This is a genomic window from Pseudomonas sp. TTU2014-080ASC (genome assembly GCF_001446935.1).
Lineage (GTDB): Bacteria > Pseudomonadota > Gammaproteobacteria > Pseudomonadales > Pseudomonadaceae > Aquipseudomonas.
Map to the genome: position 1 here is coordinate 25,637 of NZ_LKKK01000013.1, position 12,958 is coordinate 38,594.

The following is a 12,958-nucleotide window of genomic DNA, read 5'->3' on the forward strand; positions in this document are numbered from 1 at the left end:
GAGGTGCGTCGCGAAGGGCCATCCATGGCCCATCGCGACTTTCGCGGCATCCATGCCGCTCAACCCCCTGCACGAAAATCCTGGTCACCCTCCTGAGTGGGCACAAGTGTTGTTCTCACGCTTTATGAGTTTCAGCAATTTCAAAAGAAACAGTATTACCAGTGGGAGTGGGGTTGTTATCGCTGTTCAGAACTCGGCGTAAGTCCCTCGCCTTTAAGCATCAGCTTAAGCCTGCGATTTCACGCACACGCTGTTTGTCCGCTTCCAGCGTCAGTGCTGCTTCGGCTCTGGCCAGTGCGAGTTCGGCTTGATGCTTGGCTGCTGCTCTGAAGGTTTCGTCGCCCATTGTGCTTAATGCCTTAAGCGTTTTTTGCAGGCGGATTTGCACCTCGACCAACGCTGCGCCATCCCGTGCGATCAAAGCAAAGGCGTCGTCAAAAATATCTTCATTGCACAACGGCGGAACGTGCACGCGGGGGTAGAGTGGCTCGCTTTCTTCATAACCCCGTGACCAGCCACACAGCAGTCGGGCCATACGGCCGATTACGTCAATGACGGTGCCTGGGTCGTTAATGGCTGAGGACAACGCCCGCGAGCCGATCTCGCTCATCACCGCCAGGCCAAAGCGTGGGTCCTGCTCAAAGCTGCGCTCTCTGGCCAGAGCAAAGGTATAGCGAATTTCTTCTTGCAGCTCTTCGACGTTGAGATCGCCAGCCTCATCTGGCAGAAACTGCGCAAGTCGGGTCTGGGGGAACACAAATGCACCGGGTACTGAGTGAATGTAGATCGCCCCTTGCAGGCGTTCGGCAATCTTCGACAACGCATTCATGTCGATAAACTGAACGTAGCCGATGCCGTCAGCAGGAATATCGACGGCCCTATCGAAAGACTCATCGACCAGCATAGGGCTGCCTCCCAGATAGGGCTGCTCGCGCCAAGCTCGCAATGCATTAAGGGTGGCATCTTCAACCCGTTGGGTGGTTTCACCTACCCGACCCAAGCGGGTGAGGTGGTCGATCCAGCGCAACAGAGAAACGACGATCAGTGCAATGACTGCAATGGTGACAATAAACAGGATGAAGCGCCCACGTTCGCCGTACATGCCTGTCTTAAGCACGATAATGCCGACAATGCTGAACAGAAATGAGCCAATAAACGTCGACAGTACGGTTTGGCTGACGCTGTCTTCAATCAGCAGTTTTGTGGCTCTGGGGGTGACGTTGCTGGTGGCCGAGCCGTAAGCAGAAATCATCACACTCAGGCTGAACGTAGTGACAGCCAGCATGCTGGAAGCAATGATGCCGAGGATGTTGTCCACAGCATCCGCGCCAATGGTTGTAGGCAGCTCCCATGGAATAAAGCGCTCCACGACGGCCGCAAGAATCGCGGTGGTGATGCCCAGCAGACCTATGAAGGTTGCTCGGGCCCAGAGTTGTTTACTGATCTTGGCCGCAGCCCAACGCCAACGCGACATATCTATTCCTTGAATGGGGTTCCAAGGAAGGATAGTTGTCTGGGGTTACTCTGCCGGACGAACCTGTTTCAAGATTTTGAACTGGCGCGAACTGCCCACCAGCACATCAACGAGCCGCCCGTTACCATCAGGGCGCCTATCCAGAAGCTGGCCAATGGCATGACCTGAAATAGCAGGCTGGACAACAGCACGGACAGCACCGGGGTGAAGTACGAGGCGCTGGCCAGTAGTGTCAGGTTGCCGTGCATGACGCCGTGGTTCCACGCGGAATAGGCGAGGGTGGTAATCACCCCAAACCCACCGACTAACAGCGCGCCCTCTAGTTCGAAATGCAGCGGTGGTTGCTCGGTCATGAAAAACTTTATCCACAGCACGGCAGCGGTGCCTAGCAGGAACAGCGGCACTGCATTGCGTCCATTGGCCATACGGCGCGTTGCCAGCGTGTAGATCGGCCAGGTGATGGCGGCCGCCAGCGCCAGGGCGTAGGCAACCGGGTTTTTGCCAATATTCGCCAGTAACGGCTGTAGCCCTACCGATTCGCCCCCCGATGTCACCCAAAAAATACCCAGCAGGCTCAGCAGCACCCCCGGCACAATCACAAAATTGGCGCGCTGATCCCCCAACAGCACTGCCAGAACAATCGTCAGACAGGGCCACAGGTAGTTGATTAGCCCCAACTCGATGGATTGGCTGCGGTTGTCGGCAAAACCCAAGGCGAGTGACAGGCAGACTTCATAGGCCACAAAAAAGAATCCACCCAGCAGCAGGTAGTTCACCGAGTGGCCCCGCAGCGCGGAGCGTCCAGCGTAGATCACAGCGGCTAGGCCACTCACTGTAAATGTCAGCGCTGCGCCGCCCACCGGGCCGAAAATTTCCGCAATGTTGCGGTAAACCCCGATGGAGGAGCTCCACATCAGGATGGCGCTCATGCCTATAAGGGTGGCTTTGTCCAGACCGAGGCGTGTCAGATTCGGGCTCATGTCGGAAGCCTGAATTGGCCTACTGGCTGTATGCGGCAGAACATGATGAGCACAATCACAAAAAACCTTAGAACGCAGACTCGACTGCGTTACGTGAAGAGGGAAAGGGAGTTGCGGGCGGGGGTAACCTGAGACATCCAGTGTCTGTGAGGTGAGACCTGCTTCCTGCTGGGCAATAATAAAAAAGCCCTGCACTGGCAGGGCTTTGAACCAGATGAGCGGTAAGGCTTAAAGCGGAGCCTGTGGCTTTTTCAGGCCATAGGTTTCGTCCAGCATACCGGGTACATCAGCGGTTTTAGGCGCGTAATCTTTCGGCGCTTCGTAGTTCTTCGGCGGTGTCAGACGCTCGCGCTTTTCAGGGCCTTCATCGCTGTGCAGAGCGGCGAGCAGGCGTTGACGGGTGATTTCATCCAATGCCAGACGGTTAGCGCCATCAGACAGGTGCTCCTGCACGTCCTGATAGCTCTGAGTGAGTTTTTTGACCAGGCTGGCAGTGGTATTGAAGTGGCTGACCACTTCGCTCTGGTAGGCATCAAAGCGCTCCTGCATTTCGTCCATTTGACGCTGTGTGCGGCCGGGAGCAGCACTTGGCACCAAGCGGGCAATGAGCAAGCCAATGGCAATACCTGCAACCAAAGTTACGACGGGTAGCAACCAGGCGGTGAGGGTCTGTTCCACGAGTCCTTCCTCTCTAAACGGCTTTACTTAAACTTAGCGGCTTGTACCTGCTCTGTACACTGCAAAGCATTAGCGCGTGTGTATGGACAGGCAGATTGTTCGGTTCTGTACGAAAAGTGTCCACGCATTTTCATGTCGCATTGAAAACCGATTCGCATTGGCCGCTTACCGTTCGTAAACTGTGCCTACTCATCGCTTCTGCCTTGCCTGAGTATTACTCGCAGGCTTTTCGTAAAGAACCTAGACGTGCCGACCCCGAAGCGGGTCACGGAGTTCCCCGTTGTTGATTCGTGAAAACCCTATCACCCTTGACGGCCCTTGCGGTCAACTGGAAGCGCTTTGGCTGGATACGGCTGACGCCCGTGGCGTTGCGCTGATCTGCCATCCCAACCCGGTTCAGGGCGGCACCATGCTCAACAAGGTTGTCTCGACGTTGCAGCGTTCTGCCCGCGATTGTGGCCTGGCCACGTTGCGCTTCAATTACCGCGGCGTCGGTGCCAGCGAAGGCAGCCATGATATGGGCACCGGCGAGGTGGATGATGCTGAAGCAGTGGCCAAGTGGCTGTTGGAAAAGTACCCGAACCTGCCGCTGACCCTGCTTGGCTTCTCATTCGGGGGCTTCGTCGCGGCGGCTCTGGGCGCACGTCTGGAAGCGCAGGGCGTACAGTTGAACAATCTGTTTATGGTCGCACCGGCTGTCCATCGCCTCACTGCAGAAACACCTCCAGCATCGCAATGCCCGCTTACTATTATTCAGCCCGAGGTTGATGAGGTGATTGAGCCACAAGCGGTCTATGACTGGTCAGCAGGTTTGGGGCGTGCCCATGAGCTGCTGAAAGTGGCAGAATGCGGACACTTTTTTCATGGCAAGTTGACTGATCTGAAAGATCTGCTGCTTCCGCGTCTATAAACAGCGCCGCTGCCTAACCGGCAGCCCGCTCAGAATAAGCAAGTGTGACCATGACCACTCGTATCCTGACCGGCATTACCACCACCGGTACGCCGCACCTGGGCAACTACGCCGGTGCCATCCGCCCAGCCATCGTCGCCAGCCGCGCTGCTGATGCTGACTCGTTCTACTTTCTGGCGGACTACCACGCCCTGATCAAGTGCGATGACCCGGCGCGCATTCAGCGCTCCCGCCTGGAAATTGCTGCCACCTGGCTGGCGCTGGGGCTGGATGTGAACAAGGCGACGTTCTACCGCCAGTCCGACATCCCGGAAATTCCGGAGCTGTGCTGGTTACTGACCTGCGTGGCCGGTAAAGGCCTGCTTAACCGCGCCCATGCCTACAAAGCCTCTGTGGATAAAAACGTCGAGCAGGGCGAAGACCCGGATGCAGGCGTGACCATGGGCCTGTTTAGCTACCCAGTGCTGATGGCGGCAGACATCCTGATGTTCAACGCACACAAAGTTCCGGTCGGGCGTGACCAGATTCAGCACGTGGAAATGGCCCGCGACATCGGCCAGCGCTTCAACCACCTGTTCGGCAATGGCAAGGAGCTGTTTGTCCTGCCGGAAGCGGTGATCGAAGAAGACGTAGCCACCTTGCCGGGCCTCGATGGCCGCAAAATGAGCAAAAGCTACGACAACACCATCCCGCTGTTTGGTACCGCCAAAGAGTTGAAAAACGCGATTGCCCGTATCGTCACCGACTCCAAACTGCCGGGCGAGCCGAAAGACCCGGACAATTCGCACTTGTTTACCCTGTATCAGGCGTTCTCCAGCGCTGAGCAGCAGGGTGCTTTCCGCGCTGAACTGTTGGACGGTCTGGCCTGGGGGGAGGCCAAACAGCGTTTGTTTGAGCTGTTGGATGGTGAACTGAGCGAAGCCCGCGAGCGTTACAACGCGCTGATCAGCAAACCGGCCGATCTGGAAGATATCCTGCTGGCTGGCGCTGCCAAAGCCCGCAAAATCGCCACGCCGTTCCTCGGTGAACTGCGTGAGGCGGTTGGCCTGCGCTCGTTCCGCACTCAGGCAACTGCGGCTACCAGCGAGAAGAAAAAGGCCAGCAAATCGGCCCGCTTTGTCAGCTTCCGTGATGACGATGGTAGCTTCCGTTTCCGTCTGCTGGATGCGGCTGGTGAGCAACTGCTGCTGTCCAAATCCTTCGCCGACGGCAAATCTGCCGGCCAGGTGAACAAGCGCCTGCAGTCCGGTGAAGCGCTGGACGTACGCGAGCAGGACGGTGGTTTTGCCGTTTGGCTGGATGGCGAAGCGGTCGCTCATAGCCCGGCCTTTGCCGATGCCTCTGCGTGCCAGGCTGCTATCGCACGTCTGCGTGAGGCACTGGCTCCGCAGGAGTAACCTGCGAACGGGTGGATGACTTCTTCCATCCACCCTACGGCCGTGAATCGTAGGGTGGATGACGCTTTATTCATCCACCAGCGGCCTTTGAGCTGCAAACTCCGATCAAATCGCACCGATTCTGTCGGTTATTGCGCCCACCCGTTTGCCAAGAAGCGGGGGCGTCGTTAAAGTAGCGCCCCCGTTTTTTTGCCCGGCAAAACAAATGATGACCCCGTTAGAACGCTATCAGGCTGATCTCAAACGCCCCGATTTCTTTCACGATGCCGCTCAAGAGAATGCAGTTCGCCACTTGCAGCGACTGTATGAAGAGCTGGTCGCGAAGGAAAACGAATCCGGCGGATTCCTTGGCAAGCTGTTTGGCAAAAAGTCCAACGAGCCGGTCAAGGGCCTGTACTTCTGGGGTGGGGTAGGCCGCGGCAAAACCTATCTGGTGGACACCTTCTTTGATGCGCTGCCGTTCAAGCGGAAAATGCGTACTCACTTCCACCGCTTTATGAAGCGCGTCCACGAGGAAATGAAAACCCTCAAGGGCGAAAAGAACCCGCTGACCATCATCGCTAAACGCTTCTCCGATGAAGCGCGGGTCATCTGCTTCGACGAATTCTTCGTCTCCGACATTACCGACGCGATGATCCTCGCGACCCTGATGGAAGAGCTGTTTAAAAACGGCGTCAGCCTGGTGGCCACTTCCAACATCGTGCCGGACGGTCTGTATAAAGACGGCCTGCAGCGTGCGCGCTTCCTGCCAGCCATTGCTCTGCTCAAGCAGCACACCATCGTCGTCAATGTCGACAGCGGCGTGGACTACCGCCTGCGTGCACTGGAGCAAGCCGAACTGTTCCACAGCCCGCTGGATGCAGAAGCTGACGAAAGTCTGCGCAAGAGCTTCTGCAGCTTGCTGCCGGAAGGCGCACAGATTGTCGAGAACGAAGCGCTGACCATCGAGAATCGCGTGATCCACGCCGTGCGCGCCTGTCAGGACGTGGCTTGGTTCGAATTCCGCGAACTGTGCGACGGCCCGCGCAGCCAGAACGACTACATCGAACTGGGCAAGCAGTTCCACGCCGTGATCCTCGCCAACGTCGAGCAAATGAGCGTGGCCAAAGACGACATGGCCCGCCGATTTATCAACCTAGTGGACGAGTTCTACGACCGCAACGTCAAACTCATCATTTCCGCTGAGGTGGAGCTGAAAGACCTGTACAGCGGCGGTCGCCTGAACTTCGAGTTCCAGCGCACCCTGAGCCGTCTTCTGGAAATGCAGTCGCATGAGTTCCTGGCGCGCCCGCACAAGCCTTAAAGCCTATTTGTGATCTGCTGCGCGTCGGCAGAACGGCGTCATAAACAGCCTCAGAATGCTCATTTACACCCCGTAAACTGCGCTTCTTCGGCGGTTTATTCCTTGTTCTGCTCTAGCTCGCGAGATCGCAAACAGGCTTTATTGCGCCCCGCACAAAGCCCGGTCTCCGGGCTTTGTCGTTTCTGGTGGATATACACGCCGTTGGGCTGAATCGCTCGCGGCACGTTAAACTTAGCGCCATCGACCTTTATGTCCCGGTTACCTTTATGACCTTTGCTGAACTCGGCCTGATTGAGCCACTGCTGCGCACCCTCGACAGCCTCGACTACAAAACCCCGACTGCCGTACAGGCGCAGGCAATCGGCCCGGTACTCAAAGGCCGCGACATCATGGCTGCCGCCCAGACCGGCACCGGCAAAACCGCAGGCTTCGCCTTGCCGCTGCTGCAGCGCCTGATGATGGAAGGCCCGCAAGTGGCCAGCAACTCCGTACGGGCGCTGGTGCTGGTGCCGACCCGCGAGCTGGCCGAGCAAGTGCTGCAAAGCTTCCTCACCTACGGCCAGCACCTGCCGTTGCGCAGCTATGCGGTCTACGGTGGCGTCAGCATCAACCCGCAGATGATGAAGTTGCGTAAAGGCGTGGATGTATTGGTGGCAACGCCGGGCCGTCTGCTCGACCTGTACCGGCAGAACGCAGTGAAATTCAATCAGGTGCAGGCGCTGGTGCTGGACGAAGCCGACCGCATGCTGGACCTCGGTTTCTCCCGCGAGCTGGAAGACATCTTCGTCACCCTGCCGAAAAAGCGGCAGACCTTGCTGTTCTCCGCCACCTTCTCCGAAGCTATTCGCGGCATGGCCCGGCTGATGCTGAAAGATCCGCTGTCCATCGAAGTCAGCCCGCGTAACACCACGGCCAAAACCGTTAAGCAATGGCTTATCCCGGTGGATAAAAAGCGCAAGACCGAACTGTTCCTGCACCTCTACCAGAGCAAGCGCTGGAGCCAGGCGTTGGTCTTCGTCAAAACCCGTAAGGGGGTGGACGAGCTGGAAGCCGAACTGCAACGCAACGGCATCAGCGCCGACTCTATCCACGGCGACAAGCCGCAAGCCACCCGCCAACGCGCCTTACAGCGCTTTAAAGACGGCGAAGTTAATGTGCTGGTCGCCACCGACGTCGCCGCACGCGGTCTGGACATCGACGACATGCCGCTGGTGGTCAACTTCGACCTGCCCATCGTCGCCGAAGACTACGTCCACCGCATCGGCCGCACCGGCCGCGCTGGCACCACCGGACAGGCTGTATCGCTGGTCTGTGCAGACGAAGTGCAACTGCTGTCCGCCATCGAAACCTTGATCCAACAGGTCATTCAGCGCATCGAAGAGCCCGACTTTATCCCCGACCACCGCGTGCCCCAAACCCTGCCCGGCGGCCAGGTGGTAAAGAAACCCAAAAAACCGAAAAAGCCCAAAGTCGTCGGTGGCGGTAAAGGCGGCAGCCTGGGCCGCTGGATGGAAGCCGATGAACCGGCAGCGCCCGCGGTTAAGGTCGTGCGCAAGGTGCCGAGTTTTGGGGGGAAGCCGAAGAAGGGCGGGCGGTAGGAAAACCTCTTTGTTGTGAAGCATTAGGTGCATTGCGAACTGTGACTCAGCGCCGCCACAGTCTGCTGCCTATAGTGCGTGCCTCAGCGGCTCAGCCGCTCGACAGTGCACCTGAATATGGAACTTCACAGAGGCTTAAGGATGAGTGGAAAACCCGCCGCCCGTTTGGGCGACCCAACTGCATGTCCATTACCCGGCCACGGCGTAAACCCAATCGCTGCTGGCTCCCCTGACGTACTCTTCGACGGCATGCCCGCCGCTCGCCAAGGCGACCCGACAGCGTGCGGCTCGGCCCTGAGCACCAACGTCATACCCAATGTCCTGATCAATAACAAACCCGCGACAGTAGTTGGCACATTAGGTAGTCACGGCAACGTCATTATTGGCGGTTCAGGCACCGTGATCATCGGTAATACGCATATGCCTGCGCCTTTCACCCCGCCAGCACCACTGGCCCTCCAGAAAACCTATGGTCAGTCATTCAGTATTACCGACAAGTCTGGCCAGCCTCTGCCTTTCAGGGACTACGTAGCCACCGTTAATGGCGTTCAAGTCCAAGGCACTACAGATGCCAAGGGCATTGCCCACATCAAAAGCCCTACACCTGACGCCCAGATCTCAATCCACGTTAAATTCCGCTCGCCTGTGCGGATGCTGGATGAGCTGTCGGAGATTCAATCATGACCGACGCATTTAAAACCCATGCAACTGCGCAAGAGATAAAGCCGGGAGAGACCATGTGTCCGATCCCGATTGCTGTGGATGACCGAGCGGCTACACGCGAGGCGATCATAAGAACGGTGAGGTCATTGGGCTCCACGTTTGTTGAGCGTTCTTCTTGGGGAGCGATTAAAGAGACGCCACTAATGGCGGAGGACTGGGACTACAGCATGATTGCATTGCATCACGCTGGGCGGAGTGAAAGCTGTGGCTCCGGATCTGAGCAGATGTACGATATTCATCAGGAGCACATGAACAAAGGGTTTCGTGGCGTTGGCTACCACTATGGTATCGACTGCTCTGGCCAAATATTCGAAGGTCGAGATATTCGCTTAAAGGGTTCCCATGTCTCCTTATTCAACACGGGCGTAATCGGGATTGTGTTATTGGAGAACCTTACTACACCGGAAGAGGGGGGCGACTTGGTCGCTAAGGTTCGCGTAGTTATGGATCAAGTCGGAATTAGCACTACCAACGCCATACCTGCTGCTCAAGTAGATGCAGTATTAAATCTAGTCGCCGCTCTAAAGAGTGTGTTTATTATTAATCACTTTGGTGGTCATAAAGAATATCCGGGGCAGAAGGCTGATGGAAAGATATGTCCAGGGAATATTGGGATGGAGTTAGTTAGAGTTATTAGAAAAAAGACGGATCTGATTCCTCCTCCTGCGGTGAAATGATGAAAAAGCTTATATTTTTGATCGTGTCTGCATTTTTAACAGCGCTGTACATTGGTTATTATCCTGCTACTGAAGATGCAGAAATAAAGAACGTTTTCTTCATCAAGAAACATCCTACCTTTCAGGTGGAGTTTAGAAATATTCATGCCAATGATGGGGATATCTTGCTGTTGGAACACCTGACAGAGCAAGAGCGTCAGTGGACTATCGATTACTGCAGATATCGCTTGGGAATTGATACAGAGTTGAAAACGCAGGCAGATGTTGTAATGTGCAGTAAGAAGTAGCCCGCAGGTTTACGATCGGGCGCGCTGGCCGCTAACGGTAAGGGGGCAGTTTTCCCAGTAAATAAATCTGTCCCCTTTCTAGCCAGGTCCGGTGAATGGCAAGCTCGGGCGGTGTCAGTTCGGCGAAGGGAAAGTCGAGGGTGGCGTAGCCGCTATCCACCAATTTGCGCTCGGTGGGCCAATAGGGGCCGATTTCATTCCAATAGAACTGCGCAAAGCGCTCGCCGAGTTCGCCGTCCAGACGCAATACGCCGTAGCTGATTAGCGCGAGAATCGCGTTGGGCGCGGCGACTCGGCGCACCTCGTTGTAGAAAGTGGGCAGGTTAAACCAATGCGCGGCTTGAGCGGCTGTGATCAGGCTGGTGCTGTGATCCGCCAGAGGCAGGTTTTCTGCTGGGGCACACTGATAGCTGAGGCGCTCTTGCGGTTCTGCGTGTTTGATCTGATCAGCGCTTGGGTCGAGGCCGATGGCGTTGTCGAAGTGGTCGGCGAGCAGGCGGGTTAGCTGGCCATTACCACAGCCAACATCGACGGCGAGGGCTGTGTCAGGCACCAGTGAGGCGAGATAGCTGGCAAGTTCGGCAGGGTATTCCGGTCTGAAGCGTGCGTAGGCTTGGCCGCCTTGGTCGAACCAGTATTTGGTCGCGTTGCCCATGGGCAGAAACTCCTTTTCTGATTGATCTGCGGCTTTAATCAGTCCCCTAAGATATGTGGACTTTCGTGTCGTTATGCCATTATTGGCGTGAAGATGTCTCACCAAAAAAATAATTAGAAGGGCTTTTATATGGACTGGTTTGTGGGGAAAACATTCAGGTTGAGCATGGTTGTAGTGGTCTGCTTATCTGTGGCCGCACTTGTGTATTTTTTAGTCAAACCTTCTATAACTGCTGAGACACCAAAACAGAACCCCACGCAGATAGAGTCGAATACTCCCGTAGCCACGACTTCTATGGATAAGTCGACTGTTAGTGGCACCGACAAAGAGGGGAAGAAGGAGGAGGGGCTCTTAGCTAACCTCGGCGTTCTAGGTTCAGCCTTAACCACGATTCTCTCTTTGTTGAGCCTTTACTGGAGTAAGCGAGAGGAGTGGGCGCGTAAAAAGTTGGAGATGAAAAGCCTCGATATTGAGCACGCCAAGATGGAGCTTGAGTTGCAGGAGCTGCGTAAAAAGATTGCGAACGGCCAGTCAGCCTGAACTCAGCCCGTAGCCTGGATTAGCCGTAGGCGTAATCCGGGGGAACGTCGTTATAGCCACCACCGCAACGGCGGAAACGCTGCGCGGTTCCTCCCTACGGTTTGGAGGGTGCGTCGTTGACGCAGGTAAGGTGGATGACGCTGTTTTCATCCATCAGAAGATTGCGCGGTGTTTGTTGGTGGATGGCTACGTCCATCCACCCTAGGGCCAGCGAAGTTAAGGCGTCGTGTCCTGATCCGCTTTATTTAGCTGCTTCTTCAACGTTGCAGTCGCGGTCACGTCGTAGATCACCACACAAATATGCTCGACCACACCGGTCGGGCCGCTCAGAGGCAGGAGGGTGACGTTCTGGTACATAAAGTCTTCCTGCCCGGTGATGGGCTGGTAGTTTTTGAAGTGCACCAGATACGGCCGCTGCTCCCACAGGCTGAAGGCGCGGGTGCCGAGTTGGACGACGGTGTCCACTTTGCGCCGCAGCCAGCTTTCGTCGATCTCGGGGAACAGGCTGAACAGGGATTTACCCTGCACCTCGTCCGGCTGCATACCGGAGTGGTTTTCCATAAAGCTGTTCCACACTTCCACCTGATAGTGGCGGTCGAGGACGATCACGCCGACGTCGATGCACTGGACGATATCCAGCAGCCAATGCACTTCTTTGATGTCGATCTGGGCGGGCATGGCTTAGCTCATCAGGTAGTTGATCTTGTGGGTGAGGCGTTTGATTGAGTCTTCAGTAAACAGCAGGAGCAGGTCGAAGTGGATGTTGTGGGCTTCGAGGCTGTAGCTGATCTCCACCGCCAGGGTCTTTTTCCAGCGACGCTGATTGAGATGGATCAGCCGTTCGATAGAAGCATGTCGGCCCAACAGTTGCGGATGGCCCTGGGAGAAACGCACGTCGATTTGCTGGGCGATGCCGCTTAAGCACGCGCCAATGAGGATACTGGCGAGGTCCAGCAGCATCTCGCTGGTTTCGTTGTCATCTTTCGGCTGCCAGTCGAGCAGGCGCGCCATGTCGGCGATTTCCGAATCGTGGAACAGCAGCAGCGCTTCACCGGCAATGCCGTCGCCGATAAAGCCCTGACACAGGGCGGTCAGGCGCTCGCCGCGCATGGCATCAGCGAGGGTCATGTGCAATTCGCTGACTTCGAAGATGTTCACCTGCGGCACCGGCAATTGCACGAAGACGCCGAGGGTTTTCGCCAGCAGTGCTGCAGCGCGGCCCATGGCGACGTTGCTGACTTCGCGCAGGGCATCGCGGAAGCTGACCTTGATGTCGGCCACTGGCGCAGGTTGGGCGGGGCTGCCACCGGGTGTCAGCAGGCCAAGGCTGTGCAAGGTGTTGCGTAGTTCGTCCGGGGCTGCAGGTTTGCGGATAAACGCCAGCGCGCCGAGCTCTTGGACCCGTTTTACCGCTTCGTCCTGCACATCACCGGAGACTACGATGACCTTGCAACTTAGGCCTTCAGCGCGAATGGCAGCGAGGGTCTGGTAGCCATCCATCACCGGCATGGTCAGGTCCAGCAGCATGATCTGGGCAAGCCCTTGTCTGAGGGCCTGTAAGGCTTCCTGACCGTTGCTAGCTTGGGTAATGCTGACCGGCCAATCCGCTGGCAGAGCCCGGATCAGCTGCTTGCGTGCCATGTTGGAGTCGTCGCAGACCACGATGGGTATCAAGTTGATTTACCTGCTAGCGCGTTGGAATAAGTCTTTCTGCCGCATTCAAGCATAGATGATGG

The 12,958-nt window shown here is 56.5% G+C and carries 14 protein-coding genes; 8 read left to right on the forward strand and 6 right to left on the reverse strand.

Going from position 1 to position 12,958, the window contains the following annotated elements; genetic code table 11:
- Positions 1–220: 220 nt before the first annotated feature.
- From AO726_RS16680 to AO726_RS16690, 3 genes are all read right to left on the reverse strand, one after another.
- Complete coding sequence (locus AO726_RS16680) at positions 221–1,474, reverse strand: DUF2254 domain-containing protein (RefSeq protein ID WP_058069240.1); 1,254 nt, start codon at positions 1,472–1,474, stop codon at positions 221–223.
- 68 nt (positions 1,475–1,542) lie between these two features.
- Positions 1,543–2,454, reverse strand: coding sequence for an aromatic amino acid DMT transporter YddG (gene yddG, locus AO726_RS16685; RefSeq protein WP_058069241.1), 912 nt, complete (start codon positions 2,452–2,454; stop codon positions 1,543–1,545).
- A gap of 228 nt (positions 2,455–2,682) precedes the next feature.
- Positions 2,683–3,132 carry a YhcB family protein gene (locus AO726_RS16690; protein WP_058069242.1) on the reverse strand — a complete coding sequence of 150 codons (450 nt, stop codon included), beginning with the start codon at positions 3,130–3,132 and terminating at the stop codon, positions 2,683–2,685.
- A 280-nt stretch (positions 3,133–3,412) separates the two neighbouring features.
- On the opposite strand from AO726_RS16690, the gene AO726_RS16695 reads away from it, so the two are divergent.
- The 7 genes from AO726_RS16695 (at position 3,413) to AO726_RS16725 (ending at position 10,027) form a co-directional block, all read left to right on the forward strand.
- Positions 3,413–4,042 carry an alpha/beta hydrolase gene (locus tag AO726_RS16695; RefSeq protein WP_058069243.1) on the forward strand — a complete coding sequence of 210 codons (630 nt, stop codon included), beginning with the start codon at positions 3,413–3,415 and terminating at the stop codon, positions 4,040–4,042.
- A 50-nt stretch (positions 4,043–4,092) separates the two neighbouring features.
- Positions 4,093–5,439 carry a tryptophan--tRNA ligase gene (locus AO726_RS16700; RefSeq protein WP_058069244.1) on the forward strand — a complete coding sequence of 449 codons (1,347 nt, stop codon included), beginning with the start codon at positions 4,093–4,095 and terminating at the stop codon, positions 5,437–5,439.
- Between the two features lie 208 nt (positions 5,440–5,647).
- Positions 5,648–6,742, forward strand: coding sequence for a cell division protein ZapE (gene zapE / locus AO726_RS16705; protein ID WP_058069432.1), 1,095 nt, complete (start codon positions 5,648–5,650; stop codon positions 6,740–6,742).
- Positions 6,743–7,008: 266 nt separating this feature from the next.
- Positions 7,009–8,340, forward strand: a complete 1,332-nt coding sequence (locus AO726_RS16710) for a DEAD/DEAH box helicase (protein WP_058069245.1) — start codon at positions 7,009–7,011, stop codon at positions 8,338–8,340.
- Between the two features lie 141 nt (positions 8,341–8,481).
- A complete protein-coding gene (locus tag AO726_RS16715; protein WP_058069246.1) occupies positions 8,482–9,024 on the forward strand; it encodes a PAAR domain-containing protein in 543 nt (180 codons plus the stop codon).
- Positions 9,021–9,740, forward strand: a complete 720-nt coding sequence (locus tag AO726_RS16720) for a peptidoglycan recognition protein family protein (RefSeq protein ID WP_058069247.1) — start codon at positions 9,021–9,023, stop codon at positions 9,738–9,740. The genes AO726_RS16715 and AO726_RS16720 overlap by 4 nt, the downstream gene beginning before the upstream one ends.
- Positions 9,740–10,027: a hypothetical protein gene (locus AO726_RS16725; protein ID WP_058069433.1), complete on the forward strand. Its 288-nt coding sequence runs from the start codon at positions 9,740–9,742 to the stop codon at positions 10,025–10,027. The genes AO726_RS16720 and AO726_RS16725 overlap by 1 nt, the downstream gene beginning before the upstream one ends.
- A gap of 31 nt (positions 10,028–10,058) precedes the next feature.
- Here AO726_RS16725 and AO726_RS16730 read toward each other — a convergent pair whose 3' ends face one another.
- Positions 10,059–10,682: a class I SAM-dependent methyltransferase gene (locus AO726_RS16730; RefSeq protein WP_082629172.1), complete on the reverse strand. Its 624-nt coding sequence runs from the start codon at positions 10,680–10,682 to the stop codon at positions 10,059–10,061.
- Between the two features lie 129 nt (positions 10,683–10,811).
- On the opposite strand from AO726_RS16730, the gene AO726_RS16735 reads away from it, so the two are divergent.
- Positions 10,812–11,222 (forward strand): hypothetical protein, encoded by a 411-nt coding sequence (locus tag AO726_RS16735; RefSeq protein WP_058069248.1) that lies wholly within the window; start codon positions 10,812–10,814, stop codon positions 11,220–11,222.
- Between the two features lie 216 nt (positions 11,223–11,438).
- Here AO726_RS16735 and AO726_RS16740 read toward each other — a convergent pair whose 3' ends face one another.
- Together AO726_RS16740 and AO726_RS16745 are read right to left on the reverse strand one after the other, a co-directional pair.
- The gene (locus AO726_RS16740) at positions 11,439–11,900 is read right to left on the reverse strand and encodes a PAS domain-containing protein (RefSeq protein WP_058069249.1); all 462 of its coding nucleotides are present in this window, start codon (positions 11,898–11,900) and stop codon (positions 11,439–11,441) included.
- A 3-nt stretch (positions 11,901–11,903) separates the two neighbouring features.
- Positions 11,904–12,896, reverse strand: a complete 993-nt coding sequence (locus AO726_RS16745; RefSeq protein ID WP_058069250.1) for a response regulator — start codon at positions 12,894–12,896, stop codon at positions 11,904–11,906.
- Positions 12,897–12,958 lie beyond the last annotated feature (62 nt).

Excerpts from the sequence above, each read along its gene's own strand:
- AO726_RS16680 (WP_058069240.1), bottom strand. The coding sequence starts at position 1,474 with ATGTCGCGTTGGCGTTGGGCTGCGGCCAAGATCAGTAAACAACTCTGG.
- yddG (WP_058069241.1), bottom strand. The coding sequence starts at position 2,454 with ATGAGCCCGAATCTGACACGCCTCGGTCTGGACAAAGCCACCCTTATA.
- AO726_RS16700 (WP_058069244.1), top strand. The coding sequence starts at position 4,093 with ATGACCACTCGTATCCTGACCGGCATTACCACCACCGGTACGCCGCAC.
- zapE (WP_058069432.1), top strand. The coding sequence starts at position 5,648 with ATGACCCCGTTAGAACGCTATCAGGCTGATCTCAAACGCCCCGATTTC.
- AO726_RS16710 (WP_058069245.1), top strand. The coding sequence starts at position 7,009 with ATGACCTTTGCTGAACTCGGCCTGATTGAGCCACTGCTGCGCACCCTC.
- AO726_RS16715 (WP_058069246.1), top strand. The coding sequence starts at position 8,482 with ATGAGTGGAAAACCCGCCGCCCGTTTGGGCGACCCAACTGCATGTCCA.
- AO726_RS16720 (WP_058069247.1), top strand. The coding sequence starts at position 9,021 with ATGACCGACGCATTTAAAACCCATGCAACTGCGCAAGAGATAAAGCCG.
- AO726_RS16725 (WP_058069433.1), top strand. The coding sequence starts at position 9,740 with ATGAAAAAGCTTATATTTTTGATCGTGTCTGCATTTTTAACAGCGCTG.
- AO726_RS16730 (WP_082629172.1), bottom strand. The coding sequence starts at position 10,682 with ATGGGCAACGCGACCAAATACTGGTTCGACCAAGGCGGCCAAGCCTAC.
- AO726_RS16735 (WP_058069248.1), top strand. The coding sequence starts at position 10,812 with ATGGACTGGTTTGTGGGGAAAACATTCAGGTTGAGCATGGTTGTAGTG.
- AO726_RS16740 (WP_058069249.1), bottom strand. The coding sequence starts at position 11,900 with ATGCCCGCCCAGATCGACATCAAAGAAGTGCATTGGCTGCTGGATATC.